Below are 13,802 nucleotides of genomic sequence, written 5' to 3'. Positions count from 1 at the left end.
TAAAGAACTGTAGCCCACCATGCGCCGCCGAGCGGGATCACCGTATAGTGGCGCCCCTTTTGGTTCCATTGCGCCACGGTTTGTTCCCGCGCGCCTTTGCTCGTGTCTCTCACTGTCATGTTCTGCCTGGTTGTTGCCATCAGCGATGGCGACACCCTCACCGCCCGCTGCGGCGCACCGGGGGCCTACCGCCCCATCAAGGTACGCGTCGCCGCCATTGATGCCCCTGAAACCAAACAGGCGTTTGGCACCCGCTCCAAGCAGCACCTGGCGCAGTTGTGCTTTCGGCAAAAGGCACGGCTGCAGCCGCTGACCCGGGACGATTACGGCCGCACCGTAGCCAATGTGCAGTGTGCGGGCAAAGATGTGGCGGCCGCCCAGGTTGCCGCTGGCATGGCCTGGGTCTACACGCCCTACGCCCAGCAACATCCCCAGCTGCAGCAGTTGCAGCAGCGCGCGCGATCTCAACGGCTGGGGCTTTGGTCGCAAAAGCGCCCTCTGGCGCCATGGACTTATCGGCAACGGCACCGGGCCTAAGGCGCCAGCAGTCAATGCGGCCAACCCTTGCGCGCTCCTGCGCCAGGCCAAGCGTTAGCATCCTCCTCCCCTCTCTGCAGGCCTCGGGGCCCGCCCAGCAACGTGACTCACACCAACCCAGACCTCGCTGCCAAGCCGTCCGCCAGCATCTACCGCCACCCGGGCTTTCTGGCGTTCATCAGCGCACGGCTCATGGCGGTGTTTGCCACCCAGATACAGGCCGTGGTGGTGGCCTGGCAGGTGTATGACCTGACCCGAGACCCACTCGCACTCGCATACGTAGGGTTGGCGCAGTTTTTACCCATGCTGTGCCTGCTGCTGCCAGCCGGGGATTTGGTCGACCGTTTCAACCGCAAAGCCATCCTGGCCAGCAGCTGGGCGGTGGGGGCCTTGTGCAGCGGCGCACTGTGGTGGCTTTCAGGCCTCACCACCGCAGGCGTGGCAGGGGTGACGGGCATATATGCCGTGCTGGTGTTGTTTGGCTGCTCGCGTGCGTTTTCTGGGCCCGCACTGCAAAGCCTGCTGCCGCAAGTCGTGCCGCGCGAACAGCTGGCCGCTGCCATTGCCGCCAACAGCATGCTCATGCGCGCGGCCAGCATTGGCGGACCCTTGCTGGGTGGGGTGCTGTATGCGCTGGGCGGGGGCCGGTTGACCTATGCCTTGTGTTTTGTGGGCTTTGCGCTGGGCACCGTGCTGCTGTCACGCGTTGTCACCCTGCAGGCCCGCAATGCAGCGGCGGCCACGGGCACCATGTGGGAACGGTTTGGCGCAGGTATTCGTTTCATCCGCTCACGCCCCATCATCCTGGGCACCATTTCGCTGGATCTTTTTGCGGTGCTGCTGGGCGGTGTGGTGGCCTTGCTGCCCATCTACGCCAGCGAAGTGCTGCACGTAGGCCCGGCGGGGCTGGGTGCGCTGCGCAGTGCCCTGGCGGTGGGTGAAGTGGGTGCGGGCCTGTACCTCAGCATGCGCCCCTTCAACCGCAAGGTGGGGCGCACCATGTTTGTGGCGGTGGCAGTGTTTGGGCTGGCCAACCTGCTGTTTGCGGTGTCCACCTGGTTCTGGCTGTCGTTCGCGGCCTTGCTGGTGGCGGTCGCTGCCGACATGGTCAGCGTCTACATCCGCGGTGCGCTGGTGCAGTTCTCCACGCCCGACCATATGCGGGGCCGCGTGAACGCGGTCAACATGCTGTTCATTGGCTCATCCAATGAGCTGGGTGAGTTCCGCGCCGGCACCAGCGCCGCCTGGCTAGGCGTCGTGCCCGCCGCCGTGCTGGGTGGGCTGTGCACGCCGGGCGTGGTGGGGGGATGGACGCTGGGCTTCAAACAACTGCGCACGGTAGACCGGTTTGAAGAAGCCGCGAACGCGCACTGAAGTATTGCGCGCCAAGGCGGGCGGCTCGGCCCGTTAAAAGCACTGTCAGGCGCGGTAGATCAGCGCAGCGGCACGCGCTTCCATGGCCAGCCCCTGCCCCACCGGGCCCAGGCGCTCTGCGGTCTTGGCTTTCACGTTGACCTGATCAGGTTGCACACCCAGTGCCTGCGCAATGCAGGCGCGCATGCCAGGAATGTGCGCTGCCAAGCGCGGCGCTTGGGCCACCACGGTGCTGTCGATGTTGCCAATCTCGTAGCCAGCCGCGCGCACCCGGCGGGCTGCTTCAGCCAGGAGCACGGAGGAATCCGCGCCACGGAAGGCCGGGTCGGTGTCTGGAAAATGCGTGCCAATGTCGCCCAGACCAGCCGCGCCCAACAGGGCATCGGTGATGGCGTGCAGCAGCACATCGGCATCTGAGTGGCCGAGAAGCCCCATGCTGTGCTCGATCACCACGCCACCAATCACCAGGCGGCGGCCGGGCACCAGTGCGTGCACGTCCCACCCTTCACCAATCCGGAAATTCATCGCTTCACCTTCTGCCTGCGTAGAGGCAACCTGTTTCAGAAATCGTTCGCAATAGGTTTGTGGAGCAGCCCAGGCTCAGCCGCCCAGGGTGGGCGCCACTCGCCTGCCACCAAAACGCTCCAGCGTCGTGCCATGCCCGCGCTGGGCCAGCACCGCGCTGGCCAGGGCAAAGTCGTCGGGGTAGGTCACCTTGAAGTTTTGCGCCCCCCCGGGCACCAGCCGAGGGTGCAGCCCCATCGCTTCCATCGCGCTGGCCTCATCGGTTGCAGCAGGGCCGATGCGCTCGATGGCAGCCATCAGCGGGCCGATGCGGAACATCTGCGGGGTTTGGGCCAGCCATTTGTCGCTGCGGTCCACCGTGGTGGCCACGCGCACGCCGCCTGGGCCATCAATCGAGGTTTTCAGCGTGTCGGCCAGCTTGTGGGCGAGCAGACCACCCACGCCATCGGTCGCGCAGGTGTCAATCAAGGTGTCGATCTGCGCCGAGGTGATGAGGCAGCGGGCCGCATCGTGCACCAGCACCCAGTCCTGTGGCTGCGCGCCGCGCGCCAGCAGCGCCTTCAACCCTCCCAGTACCGTATCGGCCCGGGTAGGGCCGCCGCACTCCACCCTGAAGAAAGAGGGATGGGCATAGGCGTCCAGAAAATGGTCACCCGCCGCCACCGCCACCAGCGTGCCCAACAAACGGCTGACACCAGAAAATGCGGCCAGGGTGTGCAGCACCATGGGCTGACCCGCTACCAAGTGGTACTGCTTGGGCAGCGAGGGGGCAGGCGCCGTGCCCGCTGCGGGCGCAGCCACCGCGCGCAGCCCCATGCCTGCGCAGGGCACCAGGCCCCAAAAACGGCCATGGGCCGACAAAGGAACAGGATCAGAAGGGGCGGAGGGCAGGAGCGCAGCGGTCATGAGGAGAGCATTCTAAAATCCCCACTCCCCCGCCCCGCCCAGCCCGTGCGCGCTTCGCGCCCCAGGGGGTGCTGCGGGGCTGACGACACCGTCTCCGCATGGAACTGCCAAAACTCACCCCTGGTAAACGCTTCTCCCTGCCCCGCCCCGTGGGCAGCGCCGATTCCCTGCTGTTGGCCCGCCTGGCCGAGCGTGACAAAGCATCCAAACGCACCACAGCCATCATCGCCGCCGATGCCGCCGATGCGCAGCGCCTCATCGACGAAATGGCTTTCTTTGCGCCCGGCCTGCGCTGCGCGTTGTTCCCCGACTGGGAAACGCTTCCCTACGACACCTTCAGCCCGCACCAGGACCTGATCAGCGAGCGACTGGCCACGCTGTGGCGCATTTCGCAGGGTGAAGCCGATGTAGTGCTTGTGCCCGCGACCACCGCGCTGTACCGCCTGGCCCCACCCTCGTTCTTGGCCGGCTACACCTTCCACTTCAAGACGAAGCAAAAGCTGGACGAAGCCAAGTTCAAAGCGCAGCTCACGCTGGCCGGGTACAGCCATGTCTCGCAGGTGGTGAGCCCCGGCGAATACGCGGTGCGCGGCGGGCTGATCGACCTGTTCCCCATGGGCTCGCTGGTGCCGTTCCGCGTGGACCTGTTCGACGACGAGATCGATAGCATCCGCACCTTCGACCCCGACAGCCAGCGCAGCCTGTACCCCGTGCCCGAGGTGCGCCTGTTGCCCGGACGCGAGTTCCCGATGGACGACGATGCGCGCGCCAAATTCCGCAGCCGCTGGCGCGAGATGCTGGAGGGCGACCCGACCAAGAGCCGCATCTACAAGGACATGGGCGCAGGCGTGGCCACGGCGGGTATCGAGTACTACCTGCCACTGTTTTTTGATGAGACAGCCACCGTATTTGACTACCTAGGCAACGAAGCCACGGTGGTGCTGCACGGCGACCTGGAGCCTGCCTTTCAGCGCTTCTGGCAGGACACGAAAGACCGCTTCCGTCTGGTGCAGGGCGACCCTGAGCGCCCGGCGCTACCGCCCGAATCGCTGTTTCTCTCGATAGACCAGTTCTACACCCGCGCCAACGAGCATGCCCAGTTGTCGCTGCGCCCCGGCGTGCAGGACCTGGATGACAACCCGCACTTCCAGAAGCTCGGCGACCTCTCGGTGGTGCGTGGTGCCGAAGACCCGCTGGCCCGCCTGCACGCCCACATCCGCAACTCGCACCACCGCGTGCTGCTGCTGGCCGAGAGTGACGGCCGACGCGAAAGTCTGCTGGACTTTTTGCGCGCGTCGCAACTGAATCCGCCCGCGTTTGATTCGCTGGCCGAGTTTCAGGGAGCAGCCGACGAAAAGGTGGGCATCGCCACCGCCGGGCTGACCGTGGGCTTCAGCTGGATCGAGGACGGCATCGACTTCGTCACCGAGACCGAGCTGTTTGCCGCAGGCCCCACCACGCGCCGCCGCAAGAAGCAGGAACAGGTGAGCGATGTCGAGGCGCTGATCAAGGACCTGGCCGAGCTGAACGTGGGAGACCCGGTGGTCCACAGCCAGCACGGCATCGGCCGCTACCGGGGCCTGGTCAACATGGACGTGGGCAACAAGAACCCCGATGGCTCGCCCGCCATGCAGGAGTTTTTGCACCTGGAGTACGCCGACAAGGCCGTGCTGTATGTGCCCGTGAGCCAGCTGCAGCTCATCAGCCGCTACACCGGCGTGAGCGCCGACGAGGCGCCGCTGCACAAGCTGGGCAGCGGCCAGTGGGAAAAGGCCAAACGCAAGGCTGCCGAGCAGGTGCGCGACAGCGCAGCCGAGCTGCTCAACATCTACGCCCGGCGTGCGGCGCGCGAAGGCCATGCCTTCCGCTACAGCCCGCAAGACTACGAGACCTTTGCCAACGACTTCGGCTTTGAAGAAACGGCCGACCAGAATGCCGCCATCCACGCGGTGATCCAGGACATGATCAGCCCCCGCCCCATGGACCGCCTGGTCTGCGGCGATGTGGGCTTTGGCAAGACCGAGGTGGCGTTACGCGCGGCCTTCGTGGCGGTGACGGGCGGCAAGCAGGTGGCCTTCCTCGCGCCCACGACGCTGCTGGCCGAACAGCACTACCAGACGCTGGTGGACCGTTTCAGCAAGTGGCCGGTGAAGATTGCCGAGGTCTCGCGCTTCCGCTCCGGCAAGGAAATCACGGCCGCCATCAAGGGTATCGGCGATGGCACGGTGGACATTGTGGTGGGCACGCACAAGCTGCTGTCTGAATCCACCAAGTTCCACAACCTGGGCCTGCTCATCATCGACGAGGAGCACCGCTTTGGCGTGCGCCACAAGGAGCAGATGAAGGCCCTGCGCGCCGAGGTGGACGTGCTCACCCTCACCGCCACCCCCATCCCGCGCACGCTGGGCATGGCGCTCGAAGGCCTGCGCGACCTGTCAGTCATCGCCACCGCGCCGCAGCGGCGCCTGGCGATCAAGACCTTTGTGCGCAACGAAGGCACGGGCGTGATCCGCGAGGCGGTGCTGCGCGAGTTGAAGCGCGGCGGGCAGGTTTACTTCCTGCACAACGAGGTGGAGACCATCGAGAACCGCCGCCAGAAGCTCGAAGAAATCTTGCCCGAGGCGCGTATTGCCGTGGCCCACGGCCAGATGCCCGAGCGCGAGCTGGAGCGCGTGATGCGCGACTTCGTGGCCCAGCGCTACAACATCCTGCTGTGCTCGACCATCATCGAGACCGGCATCGACGTGCCCACGGCCAACACCATCATCATGAGCCGCGCCGACAAGTTCGGCCTGGCGCAGCTGCACCAGCTGCGTGGGCGCGTGGGCCGCAGCCACCACCAGGCGTATGCCTACCTCATGGTGCCTGACGTGGAAGGCCTGACCAAGCAGGCGCAGCAGCGGCTCGAAGCCATCCAGCAGATGGAAGAGCTGGGCAGCGGCTTTTACCTGGCCATGCACGACCTGGAGATCCGCGGTGCGGGCGAGGTGCTGGGCGAAAACCAGAGCGGCAACATGCTCGAAGTCGGCTTCCAGCTCTACAACGAGATGCTCAACGAAGCCGTCAAGGCGCTCAAGGCGGGCAAGGAGCCCGACCTGCTCTCGCCCCTGTCCGTCACCACCGACATCAACCTGCACGCCCCCGCCCTGCTGCCCGACGACTACTGCGGCGACGTGCACCTGCGCTTGTCGTTCTACAAGAAGCTGGCCACGGCCAAGACGCCCGACCAGATCGACGGCTTGCTCGAAGAGATCGTGGACCGCTTTGGCAAACTGCCGCCGCAGGCCCAGACCCTCATCGACGTGCACCGCCTGCGCGTACTGAGCCAGCCTTACGGCGTGGTGAAGGTGGATGCGGCGCCGGGCGTGATCAACATCACCTTCAAGCCCCAGCCGCCGATTGATCCGATGCGCATCATCGAGCTCATCCAGAAGAACAAGCACATCAAGCTGGCGGGCAACGAGAAGCTGCGCATCGAGCGCGAGTTGAAAGAGCCGAAGGATCGGGCACAACTGGTGCGCGATATCTTGCGCGGGCTCGGGCAGCCGCTGGCCCAACCCGCCCTCGGATAAACGCCACGCCCTCGGCAACACCGCGCCAGGAACGCTATGGAACTTGAAGCTTGTCTGATCGCGGTGGCCTTGGCCATTTCGCTGTGGCTGCGCCCCTGGCGCATGCTGAGCCGTCAGGCGCTGGAGAAAGACGGGCCCAGCGAGCCCTCCCCACTTGTGACGCCGCTGCTGGCTACACTGGTGGTGCTGCCCTGGCTGTGGGCGCTGCCCACACTGCATCGCATGCCGCTGCAGTTGCAATGGTCTGGTGCCTGCCTGGTGGTGCTGATGCTGGGGTGGCCGCTGGCCATACCGGCCTTGGTGGCCGTGGGCGGCATTGCGGCCGTGCTTTCGCCTTCGCTCGACTGGGCTGACGCCGTGGGCACGATTGCCTGGCAAGGGGTTGTGCCTGCCAGCTTGGCGCTGGCATTGGGTGCAGTCATCCGGCGCCTGATCGGCACACAGCCCTTTGTCTACGTGCTGGGTCGCGCCTTTCTCGGCACGGCCGTGTGCTTGTTTTTGGCAAACGTGCTGGGGCAGTGGAGCGGACATTCGCTCCCAGGCGTGGAAGGGGACCTGTCGCTGGTCGCACGCTGGCTCATGGCCTGGGGCGACGCGTTCGTCACGGGCATGTTGACGGCGATCTTTGTGGCGTTCAAGCCCGAGTGGCTGGCCACATGGTCGGATCGTTTGTACTTGCGCAAACCCGATTGAAGCCGACCGCCGTGGCTGGTGGATTCTTGACATAGCGCAAGCCGCCCACGCCTCTGGGGCACGATAGTGGGATATCCATTCAAGAAAGAGGGTTTCCCCATGAAATTGCTGAACGACCTTTTCTCTACCGACTACGGCCTGATGAGCATCATCGGCATTGGATTCATGCTGTGCATGGCTGCGTTCTTCGTGCGCATGTTTGTGGTGAAGATGAACGAGCCACCAGCGCCCAACCCCGCACAGGTCGGCAAGGGCAACCGAGAAGGACAGACGTCCACGCGCTGAGTTGCTTTGAGAGGCGCCTGCAGTGATGGCGCTTTGGGCGCAAGCGTTTGCTTCGATTTTGATAGCTGCTCGCGCTTTATCCATGGGCCTTAGGGCCTTTTTTCGCTTTAAATCCTGTAGCCACCCACTAGTGACGTGGGCTGGCTGAGCGTGCGCTTACAAAGCGATGCGCCCTGTGCCCAATGTCTGCGGCACAGCAGCAGCCCTATGCCACAGGGCTACCATTGCGGTTTTCCATTTCCGTCTAGCCGCAGTTTTTTCATGACACAAGCCACCGAACTGGCCCCAGGCCTCGTTGTCCAGGGCATTCAAGCGCCGCTCTCGCTGTCCCATTTCAAGCTGATTGCTTTTGACATGGACTCGACGCTCATCAACATCGAATGCGTGGATGAAATTGCGGATGCCGCTGGCCGAAAGGCAGAAGTGGCCGCCATCACCGAAGCAGCGATGCAAGGACTGATCACCGACTACAAGGAAAGCCTGCGCCAGCGCGTCGCCCTGCTCAAAGGGGTGACGGTGAGCCATCTGGAGCATGTGTTCACCGAACGGCTGCGCTTCAACCCCGGAGCCAAAGAGCTGATCACCGCCGCGAAAGCCGCCGGACTCACCACGCTGCTGGTATCGGGCGGCTTCACCTTCTTTGCCGATCGCGTTCGCGCGGGCCTGGGCATCGACTTCGCCCGCTCCAACATGCTGGAAGTGGATAACGGCCAACTGACCGGGCGCATGGTGGACCAGGCTTGGGGAGACATCTGCGATGGCGCCGAAAAGCGCCGCACCCTGCTGGAGCTGGCATCGCTGATGGGCATTTCCCCCAAGCAGGCCATTGCTGTGGGCGACGGTGCCAACGACCTGCCCATGATGAGCGTCGCCGGTCTTTCAGTGGCCTACCACGCCAAACCCACCGTGCGTGCGCAAGCCCATGTGGCCATCAACCAGGGTGGCCTGGACCGCTTGCTGGAAGTGGTGACTCCGTAACCTCCTTCGGAAAGGTCTGGCAACCGACCTTTCCGAACACACAACAGCCCTGCCCTTCGCAACAGCGCAGCCCAACCAGGGGCAGTATTCAATGCAGGTGGAATAGGCCCGGCCAGGCCCTAGGCCACCTCCAGCACGCTCACCGGATCATTTCACCGCCAGGCCAGACGCAGGCTTGGCGCTGCGCCGGGGATGCTGAACCAGCGGTAACACCTCCATGGTGGAAGTGGGCGCATCCACCAAATCCGCCAGGGTCACGCCATCCAGCACCGCCAGGTAAGCGTTGATGGCCGCCCCCAAGGCACCCTTGAGCCGGCAGTTGTCACTCAAGCGGCAACGGTTCACCAGGGGGTCAAAGCACTCGACCAGGTGAAAGTCGGTTTCGGTCTGGCGCACCACGGCGCCCAGGTTGATCTCGCTGGGCGGCTTCATCAGGCGCATGCCGCCTCCTCTGCCCCTTGTCGTCTCCAGCAAGCCCTGGGCGGCCAGCTCTTGCACGATCTTCATCAGGTGGCTGCGGGAGATGCCATAGCCCTCGGCCACCTCGGTGATCGTCACAGGTTGTTCACGGCCCTGCGTAGCCGCGCAATACATCAGTACACGCAAGGTGTAGTCAGTCCATTGGGTAAGGCGCATGGCGTTGTTCCTGGGCTCTTCTAGCGAATAGTAGTGATGGAAATCGCCGCACGTCTGTAAACGACGATTTCGACGTACGACATTTATCGAGTGCATCACTAGCATTCGCTAGAAGAGCCTGTTCCTGGCTCAAATTAAAAGATGCTTGCAACGTGAATTTTATTGAATAAAATATTCATACCAAATGAATCTTTAAGGAAAGCCCCATGAATGCCCGCCTGCAAGACACCCAACCCGCTTTGAGCGCAGAGCAAGCCATCGGTCAGATCGCTGTGGAGCTGCCGGGTTCCACCGCCGTTTTTCGCCGTTTGAAGCTGGACTTTTGCTGCGGCGGCCAGATCAGCCTGCGCGAGGCGGCTGCACAGAAATCGCTGGACGTGGACGCCATCCTGGCCGAGCTGTCGCAACTGCAGCGCAGCACCAACCTGCCTGGCATTACCTCGCCTGCCGAACTGGTAGACCACATCCTGGCCCGATACCACGAAGTGCATCGCGCGCAGCTTCCTGAGCTGATTCGCATGGCGCGCCGAGTGGAAGCTGTGCACCGCGACAACCCCGATGTGCCAGCAGGCTTGGCCGATACGCTCGAAGCCATGCACGAAGAACTGCTGTCGCACATGGAGAAGGAAGAAACCATTCTGTTCCCCATGCTGAAGACTGGTGGCAATGCCTTCGTGGTGCACCCCATTGGCATGATGCGTGCCGAGCATGTAGACCACGGTGAGGCGCTCGACAAGCTCAACGCACTGACCAACGATGCCACGCCCCCCCAAGGCGCGTGCAACACCTGGCGCGCCCTGTATGCCGGCATCGCCCAGCTCAACGATGACCTGATCAACCATATCCACCTGGAAAATAACGTGCTTTTCCCTCAGTTTGAGGCGTCTTCCAAGGCCGGGGGTTGCGGTACGTCAGCATGTAGCTGCAGCTGATCGCTCAGACTGTGCGCCATGCAAGCCAACCTGACCTATCACACCCCGACTGTTGAGAGCATTTCCGAGTTGGTGCACGCGTTTTATGCCGATGTGCGGCAAGACGCGCTGCTAGGCCCGGTGTTTGACGAGGCCCTGAACGGCCAGTGGGACGAGCACTTGCACAGGTTGGTGGATTTTTGGAGCACAGTGCTGCTGGGCAGTCGCAGCTTTAAAGGCAATGTGCTGGGCAAGCACATGCAGCTGCAAGGCATCACGCCCGCCCACTTTGCGGCCTGGGTGCGTTTGTGGAACGAGCACACGGCCCGGCTGTTTGCTCCGGAAGTGGCACACGGGCTGCAGGCCGCAGCGCATGGGGTGGCCCGCAATCTCTTCCGAGGGTATTTTGGGGAGCTGCCCGGCTTTGCCACACCGCGCCAAGAAGCCCATCCCCACGGGGTTTGAGCGCTTCGCACCCATTCGCCAGCCACGGGGGTTATTGGGGCCGCGCCCCCGGTGATTTTCAACAAGCCTGCGCCGCAAGCGCAGGCTTTTGTCTTACCGCCCCTTGCCCCCGGGGGTGAAGAAAAGTGCCACGCCGACGGCGATCAACGCGACCGGCCACCAGACGCGAAGCAGTTCGCGCAAGCTGATGCTGATGAGCCCCAGGTTGGTCAACAGAAAAAATACGCCCAGAACAATCAGCACGATGGCTGCGACGTTGCCCTTCATCTGCACTCCCTTTTTTTTATGAATTGATCGGCAGCCATTATGGTGCCGGGCCCCCACGCATCCGCGATGCGGCTTGAGGCAGGGCTACCGCCGCCGCAGCGGCGTCAAAAGCTCGCTCAAACCGTTGTGGTCGATTTCGTGCATCAACGCCAGCAAACGGCCCAGCTCGTTGTTCGGAAAGCCTTCTCGGGCAAACCAGTTCAGGTAGTTGCCGGGCAAGTCTGCCAACACACAGCCTTTGTGCTTGCCATAGGGCATTTGCACCGTGACCAGGCGCTGCAACGCGGCCGGGTCTAGCCCAGGAATGTTCACGCCTTCAGCCCCCTGCCCGCTTGACCTTGTAACCCAGCTTCTGCAGCGCGGCCATGACCTTTTCGACATGGTCGCCTTGCACCTCGATCACACCGTCCTTGACGGTGCCACCGGTACCACAAGCGGTTTTGAGCTGCTTGCCCAGCTGCTCCAGTTGGTCTGAATCCACCAGAACGCCTTTGACCAAGGTGACAGCCTTGCCCCCACGGCCTTTGGTTTCACGCGATACGCGCACGATGCCGTCGCCCGTGGGCACTGGCTTGATTTGCTTGCAGACGCACTGCGCCTGTGGCTTGCTGCAGGCAGGGCACATGCGGCCATGGTCGGTGGAATACACCAACCCACCCAGGCTTTGAAGGTCGCGCAACGAGGCCATGGCTCACTTCCCTCTCGCGTTCAGTAGCTGGAAATTGAGCAGGCGGGTGGCCATCACCGTCTCGGTGAAAAACAGCACCAATGCGGCCAGGAAGGAGATCACGCCCGACAGAAAGCTGGCCACCGCCCAGCTGTGCCCCCGGAAATCCATGGTTTCGCCCAGAAACAGCAAAACGATGGTCACGCCAATCAAGAAGCCGCACAGCGTCAGCAACCCGATGCAGGCATTGGCCAAGCGCCCACGGGTGCGCAGGTAGCCCAACTCCAGCATGGCGTGGTCGTGGTGTTCGGCATCGCTGGAATTGCGGGCCCTGTCTTCCACCACGCGTGCACGGTCAATGATGCGCGCCAGCCGCCCAGCCACCGCGCCAATCATGCCGGCCACGGCGGTCAACAAGAAAACCGGGGCCACGGCCAGCTGGATGCCGTGGGTGATGGTGCTGGGTTCGGGGGCAATGCTCATGGTCGGCTACCGGTAAGAAATCAACGCTGCAAAAGCGCGGGGAAGCGATTATCGGTGTGTTCCCGTGGCTCCAGACAGGGCACCCACCCCCTGCCGCTGAAGTACGAGAGAAACAAACTTTTCCACAGGCCTGTGCCGCCTGGCGCGAAGTGCCCGACAATCAGGCGATCCCTGCACCGCGAAATGCCATGCCCGTTGCGCGACGGGTCTGGGCATCACGACCTGCCAACGGTTCAGGGGGGGCGCAGGTGCTCCCGCACACACCGTGTTTCGCGCTTTATTTGCCTCGCCAGACTCCAACCCATGCCTTTTGCCTCCCTCGGTTTATCCCCAGCACTTGCCCAGGCCGCTGTGGCCAGCGGTTTCACTGCACCCACGCCTGTGCAGGCAGCGTCCATTCCATCGGTGCTGGAAGGACGCGATGTCTTGGCCTGTGCCCAGACGGGGTCGGGAAAAACCGCCGCCTTTGCCCTGCCCTTGCTCCAGGCCTTGCAAAGCGCCCCCCAGCAAAGGGACCCCAGCGTTCTGGTGCTGGTGCCCACGCGCGAGCTGGCATCCCAGGTGGGCGAGGTATTCAGCCAGTTCGCGTTGGCCCTGCCCACCCGCACCAGGGTGGCCGTGCTGTACGGGGGAGTCTCCATCAACCCGCAGATGATGCGCCTGCGCGGGGGCGCAGATGTGGTCGTGGCAACGCCTGGCCGGCTGCTGGATCTGGTGCAGAACAACGCACTGCGGCTGGGCCAGGTCCAACACCTGGTGCTGGATGAGGCCGATCGCCTGCTGGATCTGGGTTTTTCCGAAGAGTTGCAAGCCGTGCTGCAACTGCTGCCGCAGCGCCGCCAGAACCTGTTTTTCTCGGCCACCTTCCCCCAGGATGTGGAAGCGCTGGCGCAAAGCCTGCTGCGCGGCCCCGTGCGCATTGAGATCGCAGCCACCGAGCAAACCCAACCCGACATTGCCCAACGCGCCATCGTGGTGGATGCCCCCAGGCGCACCCAGTTGCTCAAGCACTTGATTGAGCAGCACCAGTGGTCCAGGGTGCTGGTTTTCGTGGCCACCCAATACGCCGCAGATCACGTCGCAGAAAAGCTCTACAAAGCAGGCATCTACGCATCGCCGTTTCACGGCGGGCTCAGCCAGGGCTCGCGCGCCCAAGTCTTGCAGGAGTTCAAGGATGAACGCTGGCAGGTGGTGGTGACCACCGATCTGGCCGCACGCGGGATTGATATTGCCCAGTTACCCGCCGTGGTGAATTACGACCTTCCCCGCTCTGCGGCCGACTACACCCACCGCATCGGCCGCACCGGTCGTGCAGGGCAGAGTGGTGTGGCCGTGAGCTTCATCACCCCGGAAGCCGAAGCACATTTTCAGTTGATCGAGAAGCGGCAGAACCAGCGGCTGGCGCGTGAAACCGTGGCGGGCTTTGAGCCCACGGCCGTGGCCGTGAACAAGCAGCCACCCGGCACCGGCGGCATCAAGGGCAAACGCCCCAGCAAGAAAGAC

General features: G+C 63.6%; 16 protein-coding genes. 9 read left to right on the top strand and 7 right to left on the bottom strand.

Annotated elements, in window-relative coordinates:
• Positions 1-102 precede the first annotated feature (102 nt).
• Both AADJ04_RS10730 and AADJ04_RS10725 read left to right on the top strand, forming a co-directional pair.
• A complete protein-coding gene (locus AADJ04_RS10730) occupies positions 103-537 on the top strand; it encodes a thermonuclease family protein (protein WP_341239602.1) in 435 nt (144 codons plus the stop codon).
• Positions 538-684: 147 nt separating this feature from the next.
• A complete protein-coding gene (locus AADJ04_RS10725) occupies positions 685-1,911 on the top strand; it encodes an MFS transporter (protein ID WP_341239615.1) in 1,227 nt (408 codons plus the stop codon).
• Between the two features lie 45 nt (positions 1,912-1,956).
• Here the strand turns inward: AADJ04_RS10725 and ispF are convergent, their stop codons facing one another.
• Complete coding sequence (gene ispF / locus AADJ04_RS10720; protein ID WP_273623081.1) at positions 1,957-2,436, bottom strand: 2-C-methyl-D-erythritol 2,4-cyclodiphosphate synthase; 480 nt, start codon at positions 2,434-2,436, stop codon at positions 1,957-1,959.
• A gap of 75 nt (positions 2,437-2,511) precedes the next feature.
• Positions 2,512-3,342 (bottom strand): 2-C-methyl-D-erythritol 4-phosphate cytidylyltransferase, encoded by an 831-nt coding sequence (locus AADJ04_RS10715; protein WP_341239601.1) that lies wholly within the window; start codon positions 3,340-3,342, stop codon positions 2,512-2,514.
• Positions 3,343-3,440: 98 nt separating this feature from the next.
• Here AADJ04_RS10715 and mfd point away from each other — a divergent pair, with 98 nt between their 5' ends.
• From mfd to serB, 4 genes are all read left to right on the top strand, one after another.
• On the top strand, positions 3,441-6,914 hold the full coding sequence (mfd, locus tag AADJ04_RS10710; protein ID WP_341239600.1) for a transcription-repair coupling factor: 3,474 nt from the start codon (positions 3,441-3,443) through the stop codon (positions 6,912-6,914).
• 36 nt (positions 6,915-6,950) lie between these two features.
• Entirely contained in the window at positions 6,951-7,607 is a 657-nt protein-coding gene (locus AADJ04_RS10705; RefSeq protein WP_198847479.1) for a hypothetical protein, read from the top strand.
• A 99-nt stretch (positions 7,608-7,706) separates the two neighbouring features.
• Positions 7,707-7,892 carry a DUF3149 domain-containing protein gene (locus AADJ04_RS10700; RefSeq protein ID WP_066789441.1) on the top strand — a complete coding sequence of 62 codons (186 nt, stop codon included), beginning with the start codon at positions 7,707-7,709 and terminating at the stop codon, positions 7,890-7,892.
• Positions 7,893-8,153: 261 nt separating this feature from the next.
• Positions 8,154-8,870: a phosphoserine phosphatase SerB gene (serB, locus tag AADJ04_RS10695; protein ID WP_288482566.1), complete on the top strand. Its 717-nt coding sequence runs from the start codon at positions 8,154-8,156 to the stop codon at positions 8,868-8,870.
• Between the two features lie 147 nt (positions 8,871-9,017).
• Here the strand turns inward: serB and AADJ04_RS10690 are convergent, their stop codons facing one another.
• The gene (locus AADJ04_RS10690; protein WP_044397538.1) at positions 9,018-9,506 is read right to left on the bottom strand and encodes an Rrf2 family transcriptional regulator; all 489 of its coding nucleotides are present in this window, start codon (positions 9,504-9,506) and stop codon (positions 9,018-9,020) included.
• Between the two features lie 206 nt (positions 9,507-9,712).
• On the opposite strand from AADJ04_RS10690, the gene ytfE reads away from it, so the two are divergent.
• Positions 9,713-10,438 (top strand): iron-sulfur cluster repair protein YtfE, encoded by a 726-nt coding sequence (gene ytfE / locus AADJ04_RS10685; RefSeq protein ID WP_066789435.1) that lies wholly within the window; start codon positions 9,713-9,715, stop codon positions 10,436-10,438.
• Between the two features lie 18 nt (positions 10,439-10,456).
• Positions 10,457-10,882: a group III truncated hemoglobin gene (locus AADJ04_RS10680; RefSeq protein WP_341239599.1), complete on the top strand. Its 426-nt coding sequence runs from the start codon at positions 10,457-10,459 to the stop codon at positions 10,880-10,882.
• A gap of 93 nt (positions 10,883-10,975) precedes the next feature.
• Here the strand turns inward: AADJ04_RS10680 and AADJ04_RS10675 are convergent, their stop codons facing one another.
• The 4 genes from AADJ04_RS10675 to AADJ04_RS10660 form a co-directional block, all read right to left on the bottom strand.
• Positions 10,976-11,149, bottom strand: coding sequence for a DUF5668 domain-containing protein (locus tag AADJ04_RS10675; RefSeq protein WP_170207419.1), 174 nt, complete (start codon positions 11,147-11,149; stop codon positions 10,976-10,978).
• An 84-nt stretch (positions 11,150-11,233) separates the two neighbouring features.
• Positions 11,234-11,455, bottom strand: a complete 222-nt coding sequence (locus tag AADJ04_RS10670) for a DUF3820 family protein (protein ID WP_273625253.1) — start codon at positions 11,453-11,455, stop codon at positions 11,234-11,236.
• Positions 11,456-11,465: 10 nt separating this feature from the next.
• Positions 11,466-11,837 carry a translation initiation factor Sui1 gene (locus AADJ04_RS10665; RefSeq protein WP_198848004.1) on the bottom strand — a complete coding sequence of 124 codons (372 nt, stop codon included), beginning with the start codon at positions 11,835-11,837 and terminating at the stop codon, positions 11,466-11,468.
• A gap of 3 nt (positions 11,838-11,840) precedes the next feature.
• On the bottom strand, positions 11,841-12,299 hold the full coding sequence (locus AADJ04_RS10660) for a DUF2721 domain-containing protein (protein WP_142084619.1): 459 nt from the start codon (positions 12,297-12,299) through the stop codon (positions 11,841-11,843).
• Positions 12,300-12,602: 303 nt separating this feature from the next.
• On the opposite strand from AADJ04_RS10660, the gene AADJ04_RS10655 reads away from it, so the two are divergent.
• Positions 12,603-13,802 (top strand): DEAD/DEAH box helicase (locus AADJ04_RS10655; RefSeq protein ID WP_341239598.1); only part of this gene is annotated, 1,200 nt, incomplete at its 3' end.

The sequence above is a fragment of the uncultured Acidovorax sp. genome, from assembly GCF_964021665.1.
Taxonomy (GTDB): domain Bacteria; phylum Pseudomonadota; class Gammaproteobacteria; order Burkholderiales; family Burkholderiaceae_C; genus Acidovorax; species Acidovorax temperans.
This window is presented reverse-complemented; position numbering and strand designations above follow the sequence as displayed.

Excerpts from the sequence above, each read along its gene's own strand:
- AADJ04_RS10660 (WP_142084619.1), bottom strand. The coding sequence starts at position 12,299 with ATGAGCATTGCCCCCGAACCCAGCACCATCACCCACGGCATCCAGCTG.
- mfd (WP_341239600.1), top strand. The coding sequence starts at position 3,441 with ATGGAACTGCCAAAACTCACCCCTGGTAAACGCTTCTCCCTGCCCCGC.
- ytfE (WP_066789435.1), top strand. The coding sequence starts at position 9,713 with ATGAATGCCCGCCTGCAAGACACCCAACCCGCTTTGAGCGCAGAGCAA.
- AADJ04_RS10705 (WP_198847479.1), top strand. The coding sequence starts at position 6,951 with ATGGAACTTGAAGCTTGTCTGATCGCGGTGGCCTTGGCCATTTCGCTG.
- AADJ04_RS10690 (WP_044397538.1), bottom strand. The coding sequence starts at position 9,506 with ATGCGCCTTACCCAATGGACTGACTACACCTTGCGTGTACTGATGTAT.
- AADJ04_RS10715 (WP_341239601.1), bottom strand. The coding sequence starts at position 3,342 with ATGACCGCTGCGCTCCTGCCCTCCGCCCCTTCTGATCCTGTTCCTTTG.
- AADJ04_RS10680 (WP_341239599.1), top strand. The coding sequence starts at position 10,457 with ATGCAAGCCAACCTGACCTATCACACCCCGACTGTTGAGAGCATTTCC.
- ispF (WP_273623081.1), bottom strand. The coding sequence starts at position 2,436 with ATGAATTTCCGGATTGGTGAAGGGTGGGACGTGCACGCACTGGTGCCC.
- AADJ04_RS10665 (WP_198848004.1), bottom strand. The coding sequence starts at position 11,837 with ATGGCCTCGTTGCGCGACCTTCAAAGCCTGGGTGGGTTGGTGTATTCC.
- AADJ04_RS10700 (WP_066789441.1), top strand. The coding sequence starts at position 7,707 with ATGAAATTGCTGAACGACCTTTTCTCTACCGACTACGGCCTGATGAGC.
- AADJ04_RS10675 (WP_170207419.1), bottom strand. The coding sequence starts at position 11,149 with ATGAAGGGCAACGTCGCAGCCATCGTGCTGATTGTTCTGGGCGTATTT.
- serB (WP_288482566.1), top strand. The coding sequence starts at position 8,154 with ATGACACAAGCCACCGAACTGGCCCCAGGCCTCGTTGTCCAGGGCATT.